Below are 22,506 nucleotides of genomic sequence, written 5' to 3'. Positions count from 1 at the left end.
CGGCACCGTGGTCCATCCGGGAGGGTGCCATGCTCCAGGTCTGGTCATTGATCGTCGTACTGGCGCTGGCGCCGGTGCCGGCCACCGCTGCGGCCGCCGTGCCCGATGCAGCGCAGGTCATGGCGGTTCCCGGCGAACTGCGCGAGGTCGTGCGGCAGCGGGTGGTGGCGCCCGGCGGCTCCCGCAGCCAGCGGCTGGAGCGCCTGGCCGACTATGTCTTCGGCGACGACGGGCTCGCCCTGGAATACGACAACAGCACCACCCGCACGGTCGCCGAGGTGTATCGCGACCGCAAGGCCAACTGCCTGTCCTTCACCCTGCTGTTCGTGGCGCTGGCGCGCGAGGCCGGCCTGGAGGCGCAGGTCCAGGAAGTGGGCGAAGTGCTGGCGTGGTACCAGGACGAGGGGGTGATCTACAACGCCAACCACGTCAACGTCGGCGTCCGCGTCGGCACGCAGTGGCAGGTGGTGGACGTGGACACCAACATCCTCGCCGCCCGCAACCGCCCGCGCGGGATCGACGACCGCCGTGCAATGGCGCATTTCCACAACAACCGCGGCGCCGAGTTGCTGGTCGAAGGCGACAGCGGCGGTGCGCGCGCCGCGCTGCTGGCCGCGCTGGAGGACGATCCGGACTTCGTGGCGGCCTGGAACAACCTGGGCGTGCTGCTGCTGCGCGAAGGCGACGTGCGCGGCGCCGAGCATGCGTATTTCTCCGCGCTGCGGCGCAACCACCAGCATGCGGCCACGCTCAGCAACCTGGTCGGCCTGTACCGCCGCAACGGCGACGTGCGCATGCAACGGCGCTACGAATGGCGCCTGGACAGCGTCCAGAACTCCGATCCGTTCCACCAGTTCATGCGCGCGCTGGAATGCGAGAACAACGGCGACTACGATTGCGCCGTCGCCCGCTACCGCCGCGCGATACGGCTGCAGGACGGAGAGCACACGTTCCATTTCGGGCTGGCGCGGGTCTACTTCCTGTCCGGGGACCTGCCCCGCGCGCAGCGCGAACTGGGCCGTGCCTATACGCTGGGCGGCAGCGAGCAGGTCCGCAGCGTCTACCGGCAGAAGCTGGAGAACCTGCGCCGCTGGCGGCAGCAGGCCTCCAGTCATCTCGGACACTGAGGCCACGCATGGCGGACGCACTGGATTTCGAACTGGAAGGCGATTACGTCGAACTCAACCAGCTGCTCAAGCTGGCCGGACTGTGCGACAGCGGCGGTGCCGGCAAGGCGCTCGTGGCCGATGGCCGGGTGCGGGTGGACGGCGCGGTGGAGCTGCGCAAGACCTGCAAGATCCGCGCGGGCCAGCGGGTCGAGTACGACGGGATCAGCATCCGCGTCCATCCGGGCACTGTGCCGGATTGACCGGTATCATGCCGGCATCGGGTCGTTGCGCGAAGGGGGATCGCCGCATGCCGACCGGGGCCTCCCTGGATCAACACGCCTCTGCCCTGCCCGGCACCCACGCCGGGTTGTCGGCGACCGCGTCCGAACGGCTTGCGCGCATGCCGCGCCAGGTCTATCCGCTGCGCGTGCTCGGCATGGGCCTGGGCGGGCTGCCGCTGGCGGCGGTCCTCTACGAAAGCGGAGCCCCGGCGGCGACCTGGGCGTGGCTGGGCTTCACCGCCCTGCTCTGGCCGCAGCTGGCGCTGTGGCTGGCGCTGCGCAGCCGGCATCCGCACCGCGCCGAGGTGCGCAACCTGCTGTTCGATTCGGCGCTGGCCGGCATGTGGGTGCCGCTGATGCACTTCAACCTGCTGCCCAGCGTGCTCCTGGTCACGCTGACCACGGTCGACAAGATCAGCACCGGCATCCCGCGCCTGTGGCTGCAGTCGCTGCCGGTGATGCTCGCCGGCGCCGTGCTGGGCAGCGTGGCCACCGGGCTGGCGTTCCAGCCGGCGACCAGCATGGCGGTGATCCTGGCCTGCCTCCCCGTGCTGCTGATCCATACCGTCGCGGTGAGCCTGGCAGCCAACCGCCTGATCGGCCGGATCCGCGAGCAGAACCGCGAGCTGGACCGGCTGCAGCGGGTGGATGCGCTGACCGGCCTGTCCGGACGCCGCCACTGGCAGCAGCAGGCCGAAGCGGCGCTGCACCGGCACCGCGAGGAGGCCGCGCCGGCGGTGTTGCTGATGGTCGACATCGACCGTTTCAAGGACATCAACGACCAGTACGGCCATGCCTCCGGCGACGACGTGCTGCGCATGGCCGCCGGGATCCTGCGCCGGCGCCTGGGCGAACACGACAGCGCCGGCCGCTTCGGCGGCGACGAGTTCGCGGTGGTGCTGGCCGGTGCCGGCCGCGACGACGCCGTGGCGGTCGCCGAAGGCATGCGCCGCGACGTCGAGGCGGCGGCGCTCGCCCTGCCCCACATGGCCGGCCTGCGCTGTTCGGTCAGCATCGGCGTGGCCGCGGCCGATGCGGGCCACGCCAGCGTGCGCGATTGGCTCGAGGCAGCCGATGCCGCGCTCTACGCGGCCAAGCACGCCGGCCGCAACCGGGTGGTCGCGGCCATCCTGCCTCGCGCCTGAGGCCGATCGCGTAGTGCCGCCCCGGCGGATTTGCCGCCAATGGAACAGGGTCCGCCGTTCATCTCCTAGAATGGCAGCCGGAAGCGGCCGTGGCGGCCGCATGCGGGTCGGCAACGGATGAAGGAACGTATGCCCGTCTGGATCCAGGACTGGCTCGGCACGGTGCTGCCGATCGGCGAAGTGCTGCTGGTCGTGCTGGTGGCCTGGCTGCTACAGCGGCTGGTGCGCGCGGCGGTCCGCCGGCTGATGTCGCGCCGCGGCCTGCCGCCGGAGATGGCCGCCGTGCTGCGCCGGGTATCGGCCACCCTGATCGCGTTCGCCGCGCTGCTGCTGGTGCTGGAGCGGCTCGGCGTGTCCGGTACCGTGCTGTGGACGGCATTCACCGGTTTCGCGGCGGTCGGCGCGGTGGCCTTCTTCGCCGCCTGGAGCGTGCTGTCCAACATCTTCTGCACGGTGCTGATCTTCAGCACACGGCCGTTCCGCCTGTACGACCACATCGAGGTGCTGGAGAACGGCGAGAAGCCCGGGCTCAAGGGCCGGGTGATCGACATCAACCTGATCTACACCACCCTGCTGGAAGTGGGCACCGGCGCCAGCGAGGAAGGCAGCGTGCTGCAGATCCCCAACAACCTGTTCTTCCAGCGCACCGTCCGGCGCTGGCGCGGCCAGCAGGTGCCGGCGCGCTGGCTGGTGCCGCCGGGCGATCCGGTGGAAGCGCAGAAGCCCCAGGGCTAGCGCGGGGCCGCGGGTGCCTGCTCAGCGCAGCTGGCTGTCCTTGCTGCCGCGCCGGTTGTAGGCGCTGAAGCCCGCTTCCTCGTCATGGACTTCCTGGCAGGACACGCACAGGCGCACGCCCGGGATGGCCTTGCGCCGTGCTGCCGGGATCGGCGCGTCGCACTCCTCGCAACGCTCCAGGCCCGGACCCTGCGGCAGTTGCCGGCGCGCGCGCTCGACCGCGTCCTTCACCGTCGCGTCGATCTGGTCGTTGACCGCACCATCGCCTGCCCAACCGGTCGCCATGTCCGTCCTCCCGCTGATCGCTCGATGCCGAGGGTGCGCGAGGGCCGATGAACCGTGGCCCAAGCTTCCCCGCGGCACGGTTCAGCCCGTCTTGCGGCCCGTGCGCCGGGCCGGCGCCTTCTTCGCGGCGGCCTTGCCGGCCTTCTTCGCCGGCGCGGCGCGGTCGCCAGCCAGCTTGCGCCCGCCGGCGGTGCGCGTGGTCGTCCGCGCCGTCTTCTTCGTCGTGGCCTTCTTCGTTGCGGCCTTGCCGCCGGCACCGGCCGGCCGCTTGCGCGCGCGCACCGGCGCCATGCGCAGCTGGCCGCTGTCGCCCATCGCCGAATCGTCCTTGCGCACCCGCGCGACCACGAAGGCGATCGCCTTGCCCAGCAGGGTCGACGGGCCATCCCAGTACTCGACGGTGTGCACGGTGACCCGCAGCAGCACCAGGTCCGGATCGGTGCGGCCGCCGGGGAAGAAGGCCTTCAGCGCGTCGTTCCAGAACGCGTCGATCTTCGCCTGGTCATCCACCACCTCGGCCATGCCGGCCACGGACAGATAGACGTTCTTCTCCTTCGAGGCGTAGGCCACGTTGACCTTGGGATGGCGCCGGACCTCGGCCACCTTGGCGCTGGAACGCCTGACGAAGAACCACAGCAGGCGGCCGTCGAATTCCGCATCCTGGGTGCTCAGCGGGCGGCTGACCGGGAAACCGTCCTCGCCGAGGGTGGTGAACATGGCGATGTCGATGCCCTTCATCAGTCCGCGCAACTGGGCGCGCTTCTCGCTGGCGGTGGCCATGCCGTTTCCTCTGTCCCATCGCGGATCGCGATGCGGACAAAGCTATGACGCCGGAACGCCAAGCCGGCGTGAAAAAAACGCACGGAGGTCGCCCTCGCTTCGATGCGATTCATCCGCCACGGCCGGTGCCGCGGTTCCCGCGCGACACGTCGGGACTTGATCCGGGACGCCGGCTGCGGCGAGGCTGGGGATCCCTACCCCATCCAGGACCCTGCCGATGCCCGACACGTTCCGCCGCCGCCTGCTGCAGGCCGGCGCGCTCGCACCGCTGGCGACGCTGTTGCCCTTCGCCGCCGTCGCATCGGTGCCGCCCCCGCCGGCCGGCCTCGCGGCGGGCATCTCCGCCGAGCAGGCCACCGCCGGCCTGGACCTGCGCGGCCGCACGATACTGGTCACCGGCTGCAATTCGGGCATCGGGCTGGAGACGATGCGGGTGCTGGCACTGCGCGGCGCGCACGTGATCGGTACCGCCCGCTCCCCGGAGAAGGGCCGCGCCGCCTGCGCCGGCGTGCGCGGCCAGGCCACGCCGGTGGTGCTGGACCTGGCCGACTTCGACTCGGTCCGGGCCTGCGCCGCGCAGGTGCGCCGGCTGGCGCCGCGGCTGGACGCGCTGGTCTGCAACGCCGGCATCGTGCTCGACGACTGGGAGCGCGTGGGCGGGCTGGAGAAGCAGTTCGTGGTCAACCACCTCGGCCACTTCCTGCTGGTCGAGCAACTGCTGGACACGGTGGTCGCGGCGCGTGGCCGGGTGGTGGTGGTCGGCAGCGGCAGCCACCGCACCGCGCCGCCGGGTGGCATCCAGTTCGACCGCCTCTCCGGCGAGGGCTGGTACCCGCGTGGCTACTCCCACTCCAAGCTGGCCAACGGCCTGTTCTCGCTCGAGCTGTCGCGCCGCCTGCGCGGCAGCGGCGCGACCAGCAACTGCGTCAGCCCCGGGCATACGCGCACCGCGATCCTGCGCAACGTGGACGAAGGCTACCGCGACGACGCGCGCACGCCCGCACAGGGCGCGGCCACGCCCTGCTACGCCGCCGTGCATCCGGCGATGGCCGGCGTCAGTGGCCAGTACCTGGCCGACTTCCGCGCCGGCGAACAGAGCGCGCTGCAGCGGGACGCGGCGATGGCCGCGCGCCTGTGGCAGGTCTCCTCGGACCTGGTGCGCGGGAAGGCCTGACCGCGGGGCCCTGGCTTCCTTGCCGCCTGGCGCGCCGCCGGTGCCGCGTCCGGCGTCAGGCGGCGGGCGCAGCCGCGGCCCGCGCGTGCCAGGCCTTCAGCACTTCGGCCTCGCGTTCGCGCGGGATCCCGGCGCGCAGCTTGGCCTGGCGCTCGGCCGGCAGGCTGCCGAACCATTCCAGCGTTTCGGCCACGGTCGTGGCCAGCGGCCGGAAGGTGAGCCCGGCGCCGACCGCGCGGGCGTTGCTCACCTGGCCGTAGCCGGCATAGGGGCCATCGCCGCGGTACACCCAGATCGGCAGGTCGAGCTTGTTCTCGACCACGAATTCCGCCGGCACGTGGGTGAAGGTCGCCCGGCTGCCGGTCACCTTGCGCGAGGTCTCGAGCATCGCGTCCATCAGCAGCGGCTCGCGCGGACCGACCGCGTTGAAGGTGCCGAAGCTGCCGTTCTCCGCCAGCCGGATCATCCATTCGCCCAGGTCGCGGCCGTCGATGATCTGGATCGGATCCTTGCCGTCGCCCGGCACCAGCACCTCGCCGCCCTGCGCGACCCGGTGCGGCCAGTAGGTGAAGCGGTCGGTCTCGTCGCGCGGGCCGACGATGTAGCCCGGACGCACCACCGTCACCCGCTCGCCGAACTGCTTCCAGGCCTCGGCCTCGCTCAGCGCCTTGAGCGGGCCGTACAGGTTCTGCACGTCGGCCATCAGCGTCTGCTGGGTCTCGGCCATGGCGTCCGCGCCCCGGTACGGCGCCAGCGCCGCGTCCTCGGTAATGCCGGGCTGGCTGCCATCGGCATAGACCGAGATGGTGGAGATGAACAGGTAGTGGCCGACGTTGCCCTTCAGTGCCTGGCCGGCGTCGCGCACCCAGAACGGCAGGCTGGTCGGGTTGTCGATGCACACGTCCCAGGTGCGGCCGCGCAGCGCGGACAGGTCGCCGCTGTTGCGGTCGCCGTGCAGCTGCTCCACCTCGCCCGGCCACTCCGGGGACGGCCGCTTGCCGCGGTTGAACAGGGTCACCTGGTGGCCGCGGGCCAGCGCGTAGGCGACCTGGAACGGCCCGGTGAAGCCGGTGCCGCCGAGGATCAGGATGCGCAGCGGCCGGGATGCACGGGCGATGGGCGCAGTGGATGCCGCGGCACTGGCCAGCGCGGGAAAAGCGGCCGCGGCCGCCGCCAGGGCGCCGAGCCGGATCAGGTCACGACGGGTGGTACGCATGCGGGCTCTCTCCTGTCATGCGGGGAGCGCTGCCGGATGGTGCGCGCCTCCCGGGCGTGCGGATTGATAGCATTCCCGCCGACCGCCGGGCCCATGACGGAAGTCGGGGGGCTGACCGGCACCCCGGCGCGGCCGGCGCAGCACCCTGATCCGGTCTTGACGCCGCGCGCGCCACCCTGTGGCCGGCACGTCCTTCCCCAAGGAGCCTTCGCATGGAACCGACCGTCCACCCGTTCTCCGAGCTGTTCGCCCAGCTCGGCCTGCCCAACGATGCGGCGGGCATCCGCGGCTTCATCGCCAGCCATGCGCCGTTGCCGGAGGATGTCCGCCTGGAAGAGGCGCCGTTCTGGTCGCCGGCGCAGGCCCAGCTGCTGCGCGAGGAACGCATCGAGGATGCCGATTGGGCGATCGTGGTCGACCAGCTCAACCTGGCGCTGCGCGCGCCGACCTGACCTGACCAGGCCGGCGCCGCGCTCAGGCCTTGCGCAGGAACTCGGTCTTCAGCACCAGGCCCTTGATCCTGTCGGAGTGGCCTTCGATGTGCGCCGGGTCGTCCTCGACCAGGCGGATGTTGCGGATCACCGTGCCCTGCTTGAGCGGGATCGACGAGCCCTTGACCTTGAGGTCCTTGATCACGACCACGGTGTCGCCGGCCGCCAGCACGTTGCCGTTGCTGTCGCGCACGACCAGCGCATCCTCGGCGGCCGCCTCGCCGCTCCACTCGTGGCCGCAGTCCGGGCAGACCCAGAACGCGCCGTCGGCGTAGGTGTTGTCCAGCCCGCACTGCGGGCACGCGGGAAAGTCGGCCATGGATCGTTCCGCTCGACTGCAGGGGCGCGCAGTCTACCCCGTGCGCCTGGACTCGTTCCGCCCCGGCGATCCTGCGCCTGCCGTGCCTATTGCGGTTCGCCGGGCGGCGGCATCGACGCCGGACGCGCGCAGCCGTTGATCGGGCCACCGCCGTCGATGGACAGCACCGCGCTGTAGGGGAACGTCGCGCCGGACATCGTGTCCTGGCATTCGGTCGCCGTGACCGTCAGTTCGACCAGGCCGCTGGCGTCGGTCGCGCGCACGCTGCGGGTGTCGCCGGCAGTGTCGCTGGTGGTGACGGCCAGTTCGCGCTGGCCGTCGATGCCGCGCAGGACCAGCACCGGCCCGGAGACCTGCGCCTGCCAGAACGGCTCGTTGGTCGAGGCGATGATGTCGCCTTCCAGGCCGGCGTCGCCAGTCGCGGCGTCCGCTTCGTCGACGGTCGCTTCGGTGGCCGGGCCGGAGGCCGGCGGAACGGTCGCGTCCGGCTGTTGCGGTCCCCTGCAGGCCGCCAGCGCGAGGCAGAGGGCGACCGTCAGGCAGAGGTTCGCGGCAGGCATGGGCGTGCGCATGGTGCGTCTCCTCGTTGCGGGTGGGGCCCATCATGCCTCAAGCCGCGGGCGGGCGATGCGGTGCTCAGCCGGCGCCCGGTTCGCGGATCAGCTCCTCGACCGGATAGCCCAGTTGCTGCGCCTGCTCCACCAGCGCCTCGTAGCGGGCCGGATCCATCCGCGGGTCGCGGGACAGGATCCACAGGTACTTGCGGTCCGGCCCGCCGACCATCGCCCAGCGGTAGTCCGGATCCACGTCGATGACCCAGTACGGCGCCCAGGTGAACGGCAGCCACCCGAGCCAGTCCGGGGCGAAGCGCACGCGCAGCGAGCCCGGCGCCCCCGGCACCGGCTCGGCCACGCCGATCGACTCGATCCGCTTGCCGTCCTTGCGGGTACAGGCGTTGCGCACCTCGATGCTGCCGTCGGCCTGCGGCGTATAGGTGGCCGTGGTGTCGCGCACGCAATTGCGCTGGAAGAACATCGGCAAGTGCGCCACCTGGTGCCAGGTGCCGGAATAGCGCTGCAGGTCCAGCACCGGTACCGGCATGTTGCGTGGTGGCTGCGCGGTCGCGGCCATCGGGAAAAGCAGGAACGCGAGCAGGACCGTCAGGATCGGGAGCGGCTGGGATCGCATGGGCGTCGCATCGTGCGTGGCGTGCCCCGAAGGTGGCATCCGCGGCGTGAGCGCGCCGTGGTGCCGGTACTTCAGAGTTGCGACTCGACTGGCAGCAGCCGCATCAGCCAGGCCATTGCCCGCTGCGAGGCGGTCGCCGCCGGGTCGCGGGTCCAGGCGTCGCTGCCGTCGCTCCAGCGCAGGCCGCCGCCCGGCTCCAGGGCGACCGACCAGGCCAGGTCGGCTTCGGTCTGGCGCGCGAACAGCGCCGCCAGTTCCGCGGCCAGCTCCGGGTGCCCGACCAGCACGCCCTGTTCGCAGTTGAGCGAGGTCGAGCGCGGATCGAGGTTGTAGGAACCGACGAACGCGCGGTCGCCGTCGAAGACCATCGACTTGGTGTGCAGGCTCGACCCGGACGAGCCGGCCAGGCTGAAGCGCGCCGGCGCGCCGCCGGGCTTGAGTTCCCACAGCCGCACGCCGCCGGCCAGCAGCGGCTTGCGGTAGGGGCTGTAGCCGCCGTGCACCGCGGCCACGTCGTTGGCCGCCAGCGAGTTGGTCAGCACCCGCACGTCCACGCCGCGGGCAGCGGCGTCGAGCAGCTCGCGGGTGCCGCGCTCGCCCGGCACGAAATAGGGCGAGACCACCAGCAGCCGCTGCCGCGTACTGCCGATCTCCGGCAGCAACGCCCGCACCACCTCCGAGCGCTGCTCCGGCGGCAGCCCGGCCTTCATCGGATCGTCGCTGACGAAGCGCCAGTGCGCGCTCCAATGCAGCCGGGTATCCCCGGCCAGCAGGTCCTGCACGGACGGGTCTTCGCGCAGCACCTGCGCGTAGCCGCTGCCGTCCAGCGCGGCCACGCTCTCCTCCAGCACCCGGCGCAGCCGCGCCAGCGCCGTTTCGCTGGCCGCCTCCGGCGACAACTGGGCGATCGGGTAGTTGGACGGCGAGTTCCAGAACCGGTCGAAGTTGGCCACGACCTCGGCGACCACCGGGCCGGCCATGAGCACGTCGAGGTCGACGAAGTTGGGCCCGTCGCTGGCGCCGAAGTACTCGTTGCCCAGGTTGCGGCCACCGACCAGCGCCAGCCGCCCGTCGGCGATCCAGCTCTTGTTGTGCATGCGGTGGTTCAGGCGCTTGAAGCCGGTGGCGAACTCGCCGGCCTTGCCCAGGGTGCCGGAGCGGCTGGCGGTGGGGTTGTACAGCCGCACCTCGACCCGCGGATGCGCGTCCAGCGCGGCCAGGCCGGCATTCTTGGCCCGCGCGTCCAGGTCGTCGACCAGGATGCGCACGCGCACGCCGCGGTCGGCGGCCAGTAGCGCCTGCCGCGCCAGCAGCCGCCCGGTCAGGTCGTCGTGCCAGATGTAGGTCTGCAGGTCGAGGCTGCGGGTGGCCGCCTGGGCGCTGTAGGCGCGCAGCGCATAGGCCTCGGTGCCGTCGGCGACCAGGTGGAAGCCGGACTTGCCCGGATGCGCGGCGGTGGCGGCCGCCACGCGTTCGGCGATCACGCCGTCGGTGGCCGCCGGCAGCGCCTGCTCCAGCGGCAGCTCGGCGCGCGGCGGCAGGCCGGCGCAGCCGGCCAGCAGGCACGCCAGTGCCAACACCCCCCAAGCCGCCACGGTCCGTCCGAAGGCTCCCATCCCCGTCCCTCCCGCCTGGCGGCGCCGGCGCTGCCCGATGGCGACGATCGTCACCGATGCGGTCGCCGCCATACAAGCGCAGCACGAGACCCGCAGGCGTACAGGCCGTGGCAGGACGGCAGTTGCGGGCCGAACGGGCGCGTGGCCACGCCGCGTTTCGCGCACGGGGAGGCGACCGATCCTAGCCGCGCGACCTGCGCGCCTGCTCGCGGGCGGCGCGCAGCCGGTCGAGCTTGTCCTTCAGCTTGATCTCCAGGCCGCGCTCGACCGGTTCGTAGTAGACCCGCTCGCCGATCGCGTCCGGGAAGCCGGTCTGGTCCAGCGCGATCCCGCCCGCGCTGTCGTGGTCGTACTGGTAGCCCTTCGAGTAGCCCAGTTGCTTCATCAGCTTGGTCGGCGCGTTGCGCAGGTGCAGCGGCACCTCGGCGGTGCCGTGCTCGCGCACGTCGGCGCGGGCCGCGTTCCAGGCGTTGTAGGCGGCGTTGGACTTGGCGGTGCTGGCCAGGTAGATCGCGACCTGGGCCAGGGCCAGGTCGCCCTCGGGGCTGCCCAGGCGCTCGTAGGTATCCCAGGCATCGACCGCCATCTGCAGGGCGCGCGGGTCGGCCAGGCCGATGTCCTCCACCGCCATCCGGGTCAGGCGCCGGGCCAGGTAGGCCGGGTCGCAGCCGCCGTCGAGCATGCGCGCCAGCCAGTACACCGCGGCGTCCGGGTTGGAACTGCGCACTGACTTGTGCAGCGCCGAGATCTGGTCGTAGAACTGCTCGCCGCCCTTGTCGAAGCGGCGGGTGCGGTCGGCCAGCACCTGCAGCAGGGTCTGCTCGCTGATCCGTCCGCCCTCGTCGGCGGCCAGTTCGGCGGCGATCTCCAGCAGGGTCAGGGCGCGGCGCACGTCGCCATCGGCGGCACCGGCGATCTCGCGCAGCAGCGCCGCGTCCACTTCGATGCCCTGCCCGCCCAGGCCGCGCTCGCCGTCGTCCAGCGCCCGCCGCAGCGCGCCGACGATGTCGTCCACCGACACCGCCTCCATCACGTGCACGCGGCAGCGCGACAGCAGCGCCGAGTTCAGCTCGAACGAGGGGTTCTCGGTGGTGGCACCGACGAAGACGATGCTGCCGCGCTCGATATGCGGCAGGAACGCGTCCTGCTGGGCCTTGTTGAAGCGGTGCACCTCGTCCACGAACAGCACCGTGCGGCGGCCTTCGGCGAAGCGCTGCGCGGCCTCGGCCAGCACCTGGCGCACTTCGGGCAGGCCCGACAGCACCGCGGAGATCGCGCGGAAATCGGCGTCGGCGTAGCGCGCCAGCAGCAGCGCCAGGGTGGTCTTGCCGCAGCCCGGCGGTCCCCACAGCACCATCGAGTGCACCCGGCCCGACTCCACCGCGCGGCGCAGCGCCGAACCCGGCGCGAGCAGGCGGCGCTGGCCGACCATCTCGTCGAGCGTGCGCGGGCGCATGCGCTCGGCCAGCGGGCGCATGGCGTCCTGGCGGCCGTCGGCCAGCAGGTCGCTTTCGGGATCGGGAGAACGGCGCGCGCGGGTCATGCGGTCATCCTAGGCAGAATCGGCACGGATCGCATGCCTGCCCGTCGTCCCGGCGAACGCCGGGACCCAGTGACTCTCCGCTCTTGTTGCCAGGCCCGGCAAAGCCAAGTCGCTGGGTCCCGGCGTTCGCCGGGACGACGGGCTCACTGGCCGACGACGTCGACATCCCTGCCCGGGGTGAACTGGAACGTGCCGGCGGCGAAGGCCGGGTTGCGCTTCCAGCCCTCGAAGCTGATCTCGGTCTTCTGCCCGACCAGGTCGAGCACCTGCATCCTGGCCAGGCCCTGCGGGCCGAAGCCCAGCCGCGCCATCTGGAAGTTGGCCTCGGCGTCGACCTTCGGGGTCAGGGTCAGCCACTGCAGGCCGTCGCTGGCCGCGGCCTCCTCGCTGACGTCGAACTGGCGGTCCAGCCGCGCCGGGTCGAACAGCGCCACCAGCGGGCTGTTGCGCTCCTCCTCGCCCTGCGCACGCACGCTGGCCTGCTGCAGGTCCGGTTCGTAGACCCACACCTTCTGCCCGTCGGCCACGATCAGCTGGGCGAACGGCTTGACGTACTCCCAGCGGAACAGGCGCGGCGCGGAGACGGCGACCTTGCCGCTGCTGCTCTCCTTGGCGCGGCCGTTGGCGTCGAACACCTGCTGGCTGAACTGCCCTTCCAGGCCCTTCAGGCCGCTGGTGAAGCGGTTCAGCTCGTCGCGGGCGCCGGCGAAGGCGTTGCCGGCGAGGAGCAGTCCGACGGCGAGGGCGAGACGGGGAACGAGGCGCGGGATGCGGAGCATGGTGGCGTCGATTCGATGGATTTGGTTGCGGCCAGTGTGCCGCGCGGAACCTGAACAGGCGGCGGCATGTTCGGGTCTTGTCGACGCACCTTCGGGAACTGCGGCAGGCGTGCCTGTGCCGATGCGGGTCGTGGTCTTGCCCGCCTGCCGTTTGTTGTAGGAGCGGGCATGACCGCGACCCGGGCGTCGAATCGCCAGGGGCGTCACCTGTGCCGACGTCGTCGGGTCGCGGTCATGCCCGCTCCTACACACAAGCCAAGGGCGCCGGCTCAGTCCCGCGGCGGTGGCGGCGCCAGCACGCTGCGGTCGCCGTTGTGCTCGGGCGGGCTGACCACGCCGGCCGCTTCCATCGCCTCGATCAGGCGCGCGGCGCGGTTGTAGCCGATCTTCAGGCGACGCTGCACGCCGGAAATGGACGCGCGGCGGGTTTCGGTGACGATCCGCACGGCCTCGTCGTACAGCGGATCGGACTCGTCCCCGCCCCCGCCGCCGGCCTCGGGCAGACCGGTGGCGCCGACCACCACGCCGTCGCCCATCGTCTGCACCTCGTCCAGCACGCCTTCGACGTAGTCGGCGCGGCCGCTGGCCTTGAGGTGCTCGACCACGCGGTGCACCTCCTCGTCGCTGACGAAGGCGCCGTGGATGCGCTCGGGCATGGCCGTGCCCGGCGGCAGGTAGAGCATGTCGCCATGGCCCAGCAGCGTCTCCGCGCCGGACTGGTCCAGGATCGTGCGCGAATCGATCTTGCTCGAGACCTGGAAGGCGATGCGGGTGGGGATATTGGCCTTGATCAGGCCCGTAATCACGTCCACCGACGGGCGCTGGGTGGCCAGGATCAGGTGGATGCCGGCCGCGCGCGCCTTCTGCGCCAGGCGCGCGATCAGCTCCTCGACCTTCTTGCCGACGATCATCATCATGTCGGCGAATTCGTCGATGAAGATGACGATGAACGGCAGCGGCTCCAGCGGTCGCGGCGCCTCGCCCAGCTCGGGGTTCGGCTTGAACAACGGGTCCATCAGCGGCTGGCCGGCGTCGATGGCGTCCCGGACCTTCTTGTTGAAGCCGGCCAAGTTGCGCACGCCCACCGCGCTCATCAGCTTGTAGCGGCGCTCCATCTCCGCCACGCACCAGCGCAGGCCGTTGGCGGCCTCCTTCATGTCGGTCACGACCGGTGCCAGCAGGTGCGGGATGTCCTGGTAGACGCTCAGTTCGAGCATCTTCGGATCGATCATCAGCATCCGCAGGTCCTTGGGGCTGGCCTTGTACAGCAGGCTCAGGACCATGGCGTTGACCGCCACCGACTTGCCCGAGCCGGTGGTGCCGGCCACCAGCAGGTGCGGCATGCGCGCCAGGTCGGCCACCGTCGGCCGGCCGGCGATGTCCTTGCCCAGGGCCAGGGTCAGCGGGCTGCCGGACTTGTCGTATTCCTTGGAGCGCAGCAGCTCGGAGAGGAAGATCATCTCCCGGCTGGTGTTGGGGATCTCCAGGCCGATCACCGACTTGCCCGGGATCACGTCGACCACGCGCACCGACTTGACCGACAGGCCGCGGGCGATGTCCTTGTCCAGTGAACTGATCTGGCTGACCTTCACCCCCGGCGCCGGCTCCATCTCGAAGCGGGTGATCACCGGGCCCGGGTAGGCGCCGACCACCTGCGCGTCGATGCGGAAATCCTTGAGCTTGAACTCGATCTGCCGCGACAGCGTCTCCAGGGTCTCCTCGGAGTAGCCCTTGACCTGTGGCCTGGGCTCGTCGAGCAGGGCCAGCGGCGGCAGGCCGTCGGGGCTGCCGCCGGCGCCCTGGAACAGCGGGATCTGGGTCTCGCGCTTGGCCCGCTCGCTCTTCTCCACCACCTGCGCGGCCGGCGGCTCGATCCGCACCGGCTCGCGCCGGGCCTGCCTGACCGCCTCGGTCTTGCGGACCTCCTCGCGCTCCTCGCGCATGTCGCGGGTGCGCTTCCATTCCTCGGCCTGGCGGGTCTTGCGCCGCAGCAGGTCCGGCAATGCCAGCACCCCGGCGCCGATCCGCTCCATCACCCAGAACCAGGACAGGCCGGTGGCCAGGGTGACCGAGACCAGCATCAGCACGATCAGGAACATGTTCGCGCCGAGGCTGCCGAAGCCGTTGGACAGCGACTGGCCGACCAGCTTGCCGATCCCGCCGCCGGCCTGGCCGATGTCGCCCACGTACAGCCGCAGGTGCAGCAGGCCCGCCAGCGAGATCAGGAAGCCGACGATCCCGACCAGCCGCAGCGCCGGGCCCAGTTCGTCCTCCTCGCCCAGCCCGAACAGCGCGATCCAGGCCACCGCGCCCAGGATCACCGGCAGGATGAAGGCTGCATAGCCGAAGAACTGGATCAGCAGGTCGGCGATCCAGGCGCCCGCCAGGCCGCCCAGGTTCTGGACCTCCCCGGTGATGCTGCCGCTGTTGGACCCGCTAGGGTCGTCGGGCGAATAGCTGATCAGGCAGGCCAGCAGGTACAGCAGCAGCGGCGCGATCACGATCAGGGCCAGGTCGCGCCAGAGACGCTGCCGCCGCGGGCCGGCGCCGTCGCGTTCGACGCGCGCGCTGCTGCCGCGGCTGGACTTGCTGCGTTCCGTCAATGCCTTGGCCACTTCGACAAATCGATCCGGGGGTCTGGAAGCGCTCGCAGAATGCGACGTTAGGCCTTGATCTTAAATGGTTCTGTCGGCCATTGCCTAGCGGCGTGCACGGGGTCTGCGGCCCCTTCGCCGGATTGGCCGGCGCATGCCCTGCCCCGTCGTCCCGGCGCAAGCCGGGACCCAGCGACTTTCAGGCATCGCAGCCAGGCTTGATGCGGCGGCAAGGCACTGGGTCCCGGCTTGCGCCGGGACGACGGACAGGAAGCGTGGCCGGAGCGTTCCGCTGCTCGCCTTGATTCACCCCGATGCGGCCGCCACTCTATGCGCTGCCTTTTCACTCCCTTTCCGGAACTGCATGTCCGCCACCCGACACTCGCGCCTGCTCATCCTCGGTTCCGGCCCCGCCGGCTGGACCGCCGCCGTCTACGCCGCCCGCGCCAACCTCAAGCCGGTGGTGATCACCGGCCTGCAGCAGGGCGGGCAGCTGATGACCACCACCGAGGTCGACAACTGGCCGGGCGACGCGCACGGGCTGATGGGCCCGGACCTGATGACGCGCATGCAGGCCCATGCCGAGCGCTTCGACACCGAGGTGATCTTCGACCACATCCACACCGCCGACCTGTCGCAGCGGCCGTTCCGGCTGGTCGGCGACAGCGCGACCTACACCTGCGACGCGCTGATCATCGCCACCGGCGCCACCGCCAAGTACCTGGGCATCGAGTCGGAGGAGAAGTTCAAGGGCCGCGGCGTGTCCGCCTGCGCTACCTGCGACGGCTTCTTCTACAAGGACCAGGACGTGGTCGTGGTCGGCGGCGGCAACACCGCCGTGGAGGAGGCGCTGTACCTGTCCAACATCGCCCGCAAGGTCTACCTGGTCCACCGCCGCGACACCCTGCGCGCGGAGAAGATCATGCAGGACAAGCTGTTCGCCAAGATCGAGGCCGGCAGGATCGAGCCGGTCTGGCACCACACCATCGACGAGGTGCTGGGCGACGACGCCGGCGTGACCGGGGTGCGGGTGAAGTCCGCGCTCGACGGCAGCACCCGCGACATCGCCGCGCACGGTTTCTTCGTCGCCATCGGCCACCACCCCAACACCGGCCTGTTCGAGGGCCAGTTGGCGATGGACAACGGCTACCTCGACATCCGCTCCGGCCTGGGCGGCAACGCCACCCAGACCTCGGTGGAGGGCGTGTTCGCTGCCGGCGACGTGGCCGACCAGCACTACCGCCAGGCGATCACCTCGGCCGGCTTCGGCTGCATGGCCGCCCTGGACGCCGAGCGCTACCTCGACAAGGGCGCCTGATGCAGGGCCGCCGCCGTCCGGCTACGGCACGGCGGCGGGCCGGGCATGCGCGCCCGGCGCATGGCCCGGCCACGGCGCCCACGGCGCCACGATGAGTCTGCAGGCGCGCACGCTGGGCGCGTTGGCCGAGGTCGCGGCGGCCGACTGGGACGCCCTGCACGACGGCCGCAATCCGTTCCTGCGCCATGCCTTCTTGGAAGGCCTGGAGCGCCACGGCTGCCTGCGCCCGGAGTGGGGCTGGACCGCCCGCCACCTGACCCTGTGGGACGGCACGAGGCTGGTCGCCGCCGCACCGGGCTACCTCAAGACCAACTCGCACGGCGAGTTCGTGTTCGACCATGCCTGGGCGCATGCCTACGCGCGCCACGGGCTGGACTACTACCCCAAGTGGCTGTTCGCGGTGCCCTACTCGCCGGTTCCCGGGCCGCGCCTGCTGGCCCGCGACGGCGCGGCGCGGCGCGCGCTGCTGGCCGCGATCGCGCACCAGGCCGACGCCGACGGCCTGGCTTCGGCCCACGTCAATTTCCACACCGGGGCCGAGGACGCCCTGTTCGGCGAGGACTGGCTGCCGCGGATCGACGTGCAGTACCACTGGCGCAACCGCGACGGCTGGCGCGACTTCGCCGGCTTCCTGGCGGCGATGGACCACCGGCACCGCAAGAACATCCGCCAGGAGCGGGCCAAGGTGCAGCGTGCCGGGGTCGTGTTCCGCCGCCTGCACGGCGACGAGGCATCGCCGGCCGAACTGGACGCGATCCACCGCTTCTACCTGCAGACCTTCCGCGACTACGGCAACGCTCCGGCGCTGACTCGGGATTTCATCGGACACATTGCACGAGAAATACCTCGCAACATCCTGATAATACTTGCGTATCATGAGGCGATCCCTGTGGCGGGCGCACTCTGCCTGCGCGGCGCGGACACTCTCTACGGCCGCTACTGGGGTGCCGACACCCACCTGCCCGGGCTGCATTTCGAGACCTGCTACTACCAGGGCATCGAGTACTGCCTGGAGCAGGGCCTGGCCCGCTTCGAGCCCGGCGCGCAGGGCGAGCACAAGCTGGCCCGCGGCTTCCTGCCGGCCCTGGTCCGCAGCCGGCACCGCATCGCCGATCCGCAGTTCCGCCAGGCGCTGCGCGACTGGTGCGCCGAGGAAGCGCGCTCGGTGCGACGCTATGCCGCCACGCTGGACGCGCACGGTCCGTTCCGGGATCCGGCGCGGGCCGGCTGACCGACGCCCGGAACCGCGCATGCCCCGCCCCTTCCTGTTGCCCGACGACCCGCACGCGCCGTTCCCGCCGGCGGAGCGCGCCCTGCGCCGGCCCGACGGGCTGCTGGCGGTGGGCGGCGACCTGTCGACGCGGCGCCTGCTGGATGCCTACCGGCACGGGATCTTCCCCTGGTATTCGCAGGGCCAGCCGATCCTGTGGTGGAGCCCGGACCCGCGCCTGGTGTTCCGCACCGACGCGTTGCGCCTGTCCTCGCGCTTCCGCCGCGAACTGCGCCGCAGCCGCTGGCGGGTGTGCGCCGACACCGCCTTCGACACGGTGCTGGCCGCCTGCGCCGACATCCCCCGGCCCGGCCAGCGCGGTACCTGGATCACGCCCGAGATGCGGCAGGCGTACTCGCGCCTGCACCGGCTCGGGCACGCGCATTCGGTCGAAGTGTTCGACGAGGACGGCGGGCTGGCCGGCGGCATCTACGGCGTGGCGATCGGCCGGATGTTCTTCGGCGAGAGCATGTTCAGCGCCCGCTCCGGCGGTTCCAAGGTCGCCCTGGCGGCGCTGGCCCGGTGCCTGGCCGGCTGGGGCTGGCCGCTGATCGACGCCCAGGTCGAGAACCCGCACCTGCTCTCCCTGGGCGCCGAGGCCTGGCCGCGGCCGCGCTTCCTGGAGGCGGTCGCGCACCTGGCCGCGGAACCGGGCGGCACCGGCCGCTGGACGGAGATTTTCGGTACCTGGGAGGCGGTCTCGCTGGCCGGTCCGCAACTCCCGGATTAACGCTTTTTTGCCTTCGCCGCCCAGGTGACGTAAAATCGCGGACTTTCCGCCCCGACCCTGGCAGACCCGGAACCGCATGTCGAAAGACGACTCCATCGAGTTCGAAGGCACCGTCATCGAGACGCTGCCCAACACCACCTTCCGGGTCCGCCTGGAGAACGGGCACGAGATCATCGCCCACATCTCCGGCCGCATGCGCAAGAACTACATCCGTATCCTGACCGGCGACAAGGTGAAGGTCGAGATGACGCCCTACGACCTGACCAAGGGTCGGATCACCTACCGCATGAAGTGACGCGCATCCGCTCGCGATGCGCTCATGGAAGGAAGGCGGCCACTGGCCGCTTTCTTTTTTGGTTCTTGGCCCATTCGAGGGGACGGGCAGGACGGCGAAGGCAACTGCAACCGCAAGAGCGCCTGGGATGGTCGGCTTCGGGCTGAGCCGCGGCAGTGTATTGCGGTCGTCTCGACGGCACATCCCTGTGCCGACTCGCCGACGCGGCCATCCATGGCCGCTGCCGCAACACACCCGCACTGCCACGTCTTCGGGAACGTCAGGGTCGTGGCTCCGTTCCGGTGTCCAGAAGCAACAGCCGTCGTTGCGCCGCCGCGCCGTTCTGTAGGAGCCGGGCTTGCCCGCGACACGACGCCGTTGGCACAGGCAACGCCCTCGTGGTTCCGACGCTCGTGTCGCCGACTGAAGTCAGCTCCTACAGAAAAGCGGTTGCGCCGTGGCGGTTGTAGGAGCCGGGTTCAGCCGGCGACACGACGACCTCGGCACAGGCGACGCCCTCGTGATTCCGACACCCGGGTCGCCAGCAAGCTGGGCTCCTACAGGGAACCGGGACCATCGGACGGCGGCTCCCGGCCGAAGCCAGCGCTATTGCTCCAAAGCCGTAGCGGCCGCCCCGCACTGAAGCCGGTGGTTGGCGACGACACCTGCGCCCGATCCAGCATCCGGTCAGCTCTTCCCGGAGTCGGAAGAAGAACCTTTCTTGCGCGCGGATCCGGCGGGCGCGCTCGGCATGCCGGAAGTCACTCCCACCTGCGACGCAATGACCATGGTCATTGTCACCACAGGCAGATTCGCCGGCGATGGCACGGGGCTAGCCTGACCGCGGTCCAATCCGGACCCCCGAGCCCCCGATCGCCATGAACATCAAGCGCCTCTGCGTCGCCGTGCTGTTCGCCGGTGCCGCCTTCGCCGCCCATGCGGCCGACAATGCCACGCTCACCGATTGCGTCGACCTGGGCAGCGACCAGGAAATCGTGCGCGGCGGGAGCACCAGCAATTTCCTGCTGCGCGACGGCGACAGCCACTACCGCGTCGGACTCGTCAGGAGCTGCGATGCGCTGCCGATCGCCAGCTCGGTCGAAATCACCAGCAACGGCACCCACGACCGGCTCTGCCCCCGGGACAGCACGGTCAAGACCAATCGCGGCTCCTGCGACGTGGGCGACGTCGAAACGCTCGATGCCGAACAGTTCGCCAAGCTCAAGCGGCGCGCCCGCCGCTGACCCCGTTTCCGCGGTACCCGCCGCTTCCCGTCTACCTCGTCGTGGCGGGAAGCGGCGGTATCGTCGGGCCACCGGCCCGCGCGGTTCGGGCCCGCGAGCCCGGCCAGCGAAGCCCGCCGCGCGCGGTCAGACCGTCGCCGGCAACAGCCGCTCCGGCTCGGACTGGCTCTCCACCACCAGCTCGCCATCGCGCACGTCGATGTTGACCCGGCCGCCCTCGACCAGCTTGCCGAACAGCAGCTCGTCGGCCAACGGGCGCTTGATCCGGTCCTGGATCACCCGCGCCATCGGCCGCGCGCCCATCAGCGGATCGAAGCCGTGCTGGGCCAGCCACTCGCGCGCCGTCGGCGAGGCCGACAGCACCACGTGCTTCTCGTTGAGCTGCATCTCCAGCTCGATCAGGAACTTGTCCACCACCCGCAGGATGTGCTCGAAGCCCAGCGCCTGGAACTGCACCACCGCGTCCAGGCGATTGCGGAACTCCGGGCTGAAGCTGCGCCGGATCACTTCCATCGCGTCGGTCGAGTGGTCCTGCTTGGTGAAGCCGATCGAGCGCCGCGAGGCCTGCGCCGCGCCGGCATTGGTGGTCATCACGATCACCACGTTCTTGAAGTTGGCCTCGCGCCCGTTGGTGTCGGTCAGCACGCCGCGGTCCATCACCTGCAGCAGGATGTTGAAGATGTCCGGGTGCGCCTTCTCGACCTCGTCCAGCAGCAGCACGCAGTGCGGGGTCTTGACGATCTTCTCGGTCAGCAGGCCGCCCTGGTCGAAGCCGACATAGCCCGGGGGCGCGCCGATCAGGCGCGACACCGAGTGCGGTTCCATGTACTCGGACATGTCGAAGCGGACCAGCTCGATGCCCAGCTGCAGCGCCAGCTGCTTGGTCACCTCGGTCTTGCCCACGCCGGTGGGGCCGGCGAACAGGAAGTTGCCGATCGGCTTGTCCGGGTTGCCCAGCCCGCTGCGCGCCAGCTTGATGGCCGAGGCCAGGGTCTCGATCGCCGGATCCTGGCCGAAGATCACCATCTTCAGGTTGCGCTCCAGGTGCTGGAGCACGTCCTTGTCGGAGGCGCTGACCTGCTTGGCCGGGATCCGCGCCATCTTGGCGACGATGGTCTCGATCTCCTCGATGTCGATCAGTTCCTTGCGCTGCTCCAGCGGCAGCAGCCGCTGGCGCGCGCCGGCCTCGTCGATCACGTCGATGGCCTTGTCCGGCAGCAGGCGGTCGCCGATGTGCTTGACCGACAGGTCCACCGCCGCCTGCAGCGCCTCGTCGGCGTAGGTCACGCCGTGGTGCGCCTCGTACCGGGGCTTGAGGCCCTGCAGGATCTCGTAGGCCTCGCCCACGGTCGGCTCGACGATGTCGATCTTCTGGAAGCGGCGGGCCAGGGCCCGGTCCTTCTCGAAGATGCCGCGGTATTCCTGGAAGGTGGTAGAACCAATACAGCGCAGGTCGCCCGACGCCAGCGCCGGCTTGATCAGGTTGGACGCGTCCATCGTGCCGCCGCTGGCCGAGCCGGCGCCGATGATGGTGTGGATCTCGTCGATGAACAGGATCGCGCCGGGAATCTTCTTGATCGACGACAGCACGCCCTTCAGGCGCTTCTCGAAGTCGCCGCGGTACTTGGTCCCGGCCACCAGCGCGCCCAGGTCCAGCGCGTAGATCACCGCGTCGGCCAGTACCTCGGGCACGTCGCCCTCGACGATCCGCTTGGCCAGGCCCTCGGCGATGGCGGTCTTGCCCACCCCGGCCTCGCCCACGTACAGCGGGTTGTTCTTGCGCCGGCGGCACAGCACCTGGATGGTGCGCTCGATCTCGTCGGCGCGGCCGACCAGCGGGTCGATCTTGCCGATCCGCGCCTGCTCGTTGAGGTTGCTGGCGTACTCGGCCAGGGCGTCGCCCTTGCCCTCGCCCTCGCCGCCCTCGGCCTTGCCCTCGCCTTCGCCGCCCGGCGCCGGCGAACCGCTGTCCTGCTCGTCGCCGAGCTTGGCGATGCCGTGCGAGAGGTAATTGACCACGTCCAGCCGGGTGACGTCCTGCTGGGTCAGGAAATAGACCGCGTGCGAATCCTTCTCGCCGAAGATGGCGACCAGCACGTTGGCGCCGGTGACCTCCTTCTTGCCCGAGGACTGCACGTGGTAGACCGCGCGCTGCAGCACGCGCTGGAAGCCGAGGGTGGGCTGGGTGTCGCGGCCGTCGTCCTCGGCCAGGCGCGAGACCGAGGCCTCGATGGCCTGGTCCAGTTCGCCGCGCAGGCGGTTGCCGTCCGCACCGCAGGCGCGCAGCACGGCCTGGGCGGAGGGGTTGTCGAGCAGCGCCAGCAGCAGGTGCTCGACCGTCATGAATTCATGCCGTGCTTCGCGCGCGCGCTTGTAGCACTGGCCGATGGTCTGTTCGAGGTCTTTGCTGAACAT

General features: G+C 70.8%; 21 protein-coding genes and 1 pseudogene. 11 read left to right on the top strand and 11 right to left on the bottom strand.

All coding sequences use genetic code 11. From position 1 onward, the window contains the following. Nucleotides 1-29 precede the first annotated feature (29 nt). The 4 genes from WQ53_RS15825 to WQ53_RS15810 all read left to right on the top strand — a co-directional run bounded on the left by WQ53_RS15825 (nucleotide 30) and on the right by WQ53_RS15810 (nucleotide 3,270). Nucleotides 30-1,127 (top strand): transglutaminase-like domain-containing protein, encoded by a 1,098-nt coding sequence (locus WQ53_RS15825; protein WP_052633677.1) that lies wholly within the window; start codon nucleotides 30-32, stop codon nucleotides 1,125-1,127. An 8-nt stretch (nucleotides 1,128-1,135) separates the two neighbouring features. After that, nucleotides 1,136-1,369 carry an RNA-binding S4 domain-containing protein gene (locus WQ53_RS15820; protein ID WP_052633675.1) on the top strand — a complete coding sequence of 78 codons (234 nt, stop codon included), beginning with the start codon at nucleotides 1,136-1,138 and terminating at the stop codon, nucleotides 1,367-1,369. A 140-nt stretch (nucleotides 1,370-1,509) separates the two neighbouring features. Continuing rightward, nucleotides 1,510-2,535: a diguanylate cyclase gene (locus WQ53_RS15815; RefSeq protein WP_052633674.1), complete on the top strand. Its 1,026-nt coding sequence runs from the start codon at nucleotides 1,510-1,512 to the stop codon at nucleotides 2,533-2,535. Between the two features lie 117 nt (nucleotides 2,536-2,652). Next, nucleotides 2,653-3,270, top strand: coding sequence for a mechanosensitive ion channel family protein (locus WQ53_RS15810; RefSeq protein ID WP_052633672.1), 618 nt, complete (start codon nucleotides 2,653-2,655; stop codon nucleotides 3,268-3,270). Between the two features lie 21 nt (nucleotides 3,271-3,291). On the opposite strand, the gene WQ53_RS15805 is transcribed toward WQ53_RS15810, so the two are convergent. After that, nucleotides 3,292-3,555, bottom strand: a complete 264-nt coding sequence (locus tag WQ53_RS15805) for a DksA/TraR family C4-type zinc finger protein (RefSeq protein WP_052633670.1) — start codon at nucleotides 3,553-3,555, stop codon at nucleotides 3,292-3,294. A gap of 303 nt (nucleotides 3,556-3,858) precedes the next feature. Further along, a pseudogene (locus tag WQ53_RS17305) lies at nucleotides 3,859-4,335 on the bottom strand (pyridoxamine 5'-phosphate oxidase family protein); the annotation flags it as partial. Between the two features lie 217 nt (nucleotides 4,336-4,552). Here WQ53_RS17305 and WQ53_RS15795 point away from each other — a divergent pair. Next, a complete protein-coding gene (locus tag WQ53_RS15795) occupies nucleotides 4,553-5,509 on the top strand; it encodes an SDR family NAD(P)-dependent oxidoreductase (protein ID WP_052633668.1) in 957 nt (318 codons plus the stop codon). 55 nt (nucleotides 5,510-5,564) lie between these two features. On the opposite strand, the gene WQ53_RS15790 is transcribed toward WQ53_RS15795, so the two are convergent. After that, nucleotides 5,565-6,725, bottom strand: a complete 1,161-nt coding sequence (locus tag WQ53_RS15790; RefSeq protein WP_052633666.1) for an NAD-dependent epimerase/dehydratase family protein — start codon at nucleotides 6,723-6,725, stop codon at nucleotides 5,565-5,567. A gap of 212 nt (nucleotides 6,726-6,937) precedes the next feature. Here WQ53_RS15790 and WQ53_RS15785 point away from each other — a divergent pair, with 212 nt between their 5' ends. Beyond that, nucleotides 6,938-7,177: a DUF2789 domain-containing protein gene (locus tag WQ53_RS15785; RefSeq protein WP_052633664.1), complete on the top strand. Its 240-nt coding sequence runs from the start codon at nucleotides 6,938-6,940 to the stop codon at nucleotides 7,175-7,177. Nucleotides 7,178-7,199: 22 nt separating this feature from the next. Here WQ53_RS15785 and WQ53_RS15780 read toward each other — a convergent pair whose 3' ends face one another. The 7 genes from WQ53_RS15780 to WQ53_RS15750 form a co-directional block, all read right to left on the bottom strand. Continuing rightward, nucleotides 7,200-7,535: a zinc ribbon domain-containing protein YjdM gene (locus WQ53_RS15780; RefSeq protein ID WP_052633663.1), complete on the bottom strand. Its 336-nt coding sequence runs from the start codon at nucleotides 7,533-7,535 to the stop codon at nucleotides 7,200-7,202. An 86-nt stretch (nucleotides 7,536-7,621) separates the two neighbouring features. Continuing rightward, nucleotides 7,622-8,107, bottom strand: coding sequence for a hypothetical protein (locus tag WQ53_RS15775; RefSeq protein ID WP_144409351.1), 486 nt, complete (start codon nucleotides 8,105-8,107; stop codon nucleotides 7,622-7,624). A gap of 64 nt (nucleotides 8,108-8,171) precedes the next feature. After that, nucleotides 8,172-8,723, bottom strand: a complete 552-nt coding sequence (locus WQ53_RS15770) for a lipocalin family protein (protein WP_052633661.1) — start codon at nucleotides 8,721-8,723, stop codon at nucleotides 8,172-8,174. A 71-nt stretch (nucleotides 8,724-8,794) separates the two neighbouring features. Next, on the bottom strand, nucleotides 8,795-10,303 hold the full coding sequence (locus WQ53_RS15765) for a phospholipase D-like domain-containing protein (RefSeq protein WP_158497853.1): 1,509 nt from the start codon (nucleotides 10,301-10,303) through the stop codon (nucleotides 8,795-8,797). Between the two features lie 217 nt (nucleotides 10,304-10,520). Beyond that, entirely contained in the window at nucleotides 10,521-11,816 is a 1,296-nt protein-coding gene (locus tag WQ53_RS15760) for a replication-associated recombination protein A (protein ID WP_144409467.1), read from the bottom strand. Nucleotides 11,817-12,025: 209 nt separating this feature from the next. Continuing rightward, the gene (gene lolA / locus WQ53_RS15755) at nucleotides 12,026-12,661 is read right to left on the bottom strand and encodes an outer membrane lipoprotein chaperone LolA (protein ID WP_052633655.1); all 636 of its coding nucleotides are present in this window, start codon (nucleotides 12,659-12,661) and stop codon (nucleotides 12,026-12,028) included. Between the two features lie 269 nt (nucleotides 12,662-12,930). Next, complete coding sequence (locus tag WQ53_RS15750) at nucleotides 12,931-15,276, bottom strand: DNA translocase FtsK (RefSeq protein WP_052633654.1); 2,346 nt, start codon at nucleotides 15,274-15,276, stop codon at nucleotides 12,931-12,933. A gap of 343 nt (nucleotides 15,277-15,619) precedes the next feature. On the opposite strand from WQ53_RS15750, the gene trxB reads away from it, so the two are divergent. From trxB to WQ53_RS15725, 5 genes are all read left to right on the top strand, one after another. Next, complete coding sequence (gene trxB / locus WQ53_RS15745; RefSeq protein WP_052633652.1) at nucleotides 15,620-16,573, top strand: thioredoxin-disulfide reductase; 954 nt, start codon at nucleotides 15,620-15,622, stop codon at nucleotides 16,571-16,573. Nucleotides 16,574-16,664: 91 nt separating this feature from the next. Continuing rightward, complete coding sequence (locus WQ53_RS15740) at nucleotides 16,665-17,804, top strand: GNAT family N-acetyltransferase (RefSeq protein ID WP_052633650.1); 1,140 nt, start codon at nucleotides 16,665-16,667, stop codon at nucleotides 17,802-17,804. A gap of 19 nt (nucleotides 17,805-17,823) precedes the next feature. After that, nucleotides 17,824-18,573: a leucyl/phenylalanyl-tRNA--protein transferase gene (gene aat, locus WQ53_RS15735; RefSeq protein ID WP_052633648.1), complete on the top strand. Its 750-nt coding sequence runs from the start codon at nucleotides 17,824-17,826 to the stop codon at nucleotides 18,571-18,573. A 76-nt stretch (nucleotides 18,574-18,649) separates the two neighbouring features. Continuing rightward, nucleotides 18,650-18,868, top strand: coding sequence for a translation initiation factor IF-1 (infA, locus tag WQ53_RS15730; RefSeq protein ID WP_052633646.1), 219 nt, complete (start codon nucleotides 18,650-18,652; stop codon nucleotides 18,866-18,868). 857 nt (nucleotides 18,869-19,725) lie between these two features. Beyond that, entirely contained in the window at nucleotides 19,726-20,091 is a 366-nt protein-coding gene (locus WQ53_RS15725) for a hypothetical protein (protein WP_052633644.1), read from the top strand. A 126-nt stretch (nucleotides 20,092-20,217) separates the two neighbouring features. Here WQ53_RS15725 and clpA read toward each other — a convergent pair whose 3' ends face one another. Further along, the gene (gene clpA / locus WQ53_RS15720; protein WP_052633641.1) at nucleotides 20,218-22,506 is read right to left on the bottom strand and encodes an ATP-dependent Clp protease ATP-binding subunit ClpA; all 2,289 of its coding nucleotides are present in this window, start codon (nucleotides 22,504-22,506) and stop codon (nucleotides 20,218-20,220) included.

It is taken from the genome of Pseudoxanthomonas suwonensis, assembly GCF_000972865.1.
GTDB lineage: Bacteria > Pseudomonadota > Gammaproteobacteria > Xanthomonadales > Xanthomonadaceae > Pseudoxanthomonas > Pseudoxanthomonas suwonensis_B.
Note: the sequence above shows the minus strand (reverse complement) of the source record. Positions and strands in the feature narration are given on the sequence as shown.

Excerpts from the sequence above, each read along its gene's own strand:
- WQ53_RS15770 (WP_052633661.1), bottom strand. The coding sequence starts at position 8,723 with ATGCGATCCCAGCCGCTCCCGATCCTGACGGTCCTGCTCGCGTTCCTG.
- WQ53_RS15775 (WP_144409351.1), bottom strand. The coding sequence starts at position 8,107 with ATGCGCACGCCCATGCCTGCCGCGAACCTCTGCCTGACGGTCGCCCTC.
- WQ53_RS15825 (WP_052633677.1), top strand. The coding sequence starts at position 30 with ATGCTCCAGGTCTGGTCATTGATCGTCGTACTGGCGCTGGCGCCGGTG.
- WQ53_RS15740 (WP_052633650.1), top strand. The coding sequence starts at position 16,665 with ATGAGTCTGCAGGCGCGCACGCTGGGCGCGTTGGCCGAGGTCGCGGCG.
- WQ53_RS15725 (WP_052633644.1), top strand. The coding sequence starts at position 19,726 with ATGAACATCAAGCGCCTCTGCGTCGCCGTGCTGTTCGCCGGTGCCGCC.
- WQ53_RS15820 (WP_052633675.1), top strand. The coding sequence starts at position 1,136 with ATGGCGGACGCACTGGATTTCGAACTGGAAGGCGATTACGTCGAACTC.
- WQ53_RS15785 (WP_052633664.1), top strand. The coding sequence starts at position 6,938 with ATGGAACCGACCGTCCACCCGTTCTCCGAGCTGTTCGCCCAGCTCGGC.
- WQ53_RS15795 (WP_052633668.1), top strand. The coding sequence starts at position 4,553 with ATGCCCGACACGTTCCGCCGCCGCCTGCTGCAGGCCGGCGCGCTCGCA.
- WQ53_RS15790 (WP_052633666.1), bottom strand. The coding sequence starts at position 6,725 with ATGCGTACCACCCGTCGTGACCTGATCCGGCTCGGCGCCCTGGCGGCG.
- WQ53_RS15760 (WP_144409467.1), bottom strand. The coding sequence starts at position 11,816 with ATGCGCCCGCTGGCCGAGCGCATGCGCCCGCGCACGCTCGACGAGATG.
- lolA (WP_052633655.1), bottom strand. The coding sequence starts at position 12,661 with ATGCTCCGCATCCCGCGCCTCGTTCCCCGTCTCGCCCTCGCCGTCGGA.
- clpA (WP_052633641.1), bottom strand. The coding sequence starts at position 22,506 with ATGTTCAGCAAAGACCTCGAACAGACCATCGGCCAGTGCTACAAGCGC.
- aat (WP_052633648.1), top strand. The coding sequence starts at position 17,824 with ATGCCCCGCCCCTTCCTGTTGCCCGACGACCCGCACGCGCCGTTCCCG.
- trxB (WP_052633652.1), top strand. The coding sequence starts at position 15,620 with ATGTCCGCCACCCGACACTCGCGCCTGCTCATCCTCGGTTCCGGCCCC.
- WQ53_RS15810 (WP_052633672.1), top strand. The coding sequence starts at position 2,653 with ATGAAGGAACGTATGCCCGTCTGGATCCAGGACTGGCTCGGCACGGTG.
- WQ53_RS15815 (WP_052633674.1), top strand. The coding sequence starts at position 1,510 with ATGCCGCGCCAGGTCTATCCGCTGCGCGTGCTCGGCATGGGCCTGGGC.
- infA (WP_052633646.1), top strand. The coding sequence starts at position 18,650 with ATGTCGAAAGACGACTCCATCGAGTTCGAAGGCACCGTCATCGAGACG.
- WQ53_RS15805 (WP_052633670.1), bottom strand. The coding sequence starts at position 3,555 with ATGGCGACCGGTTGGGCAGGCGATGGTGCGGTCAACGACCAGATCGAC.
- WQ53_RS15780 (WP_052633663.1), bottom strand. The coding sequence starts at position 7,535 with ATGGCCGACTTTCCCGCGTGCCCGCAGTGCGGGCTGGACAACACCTAC.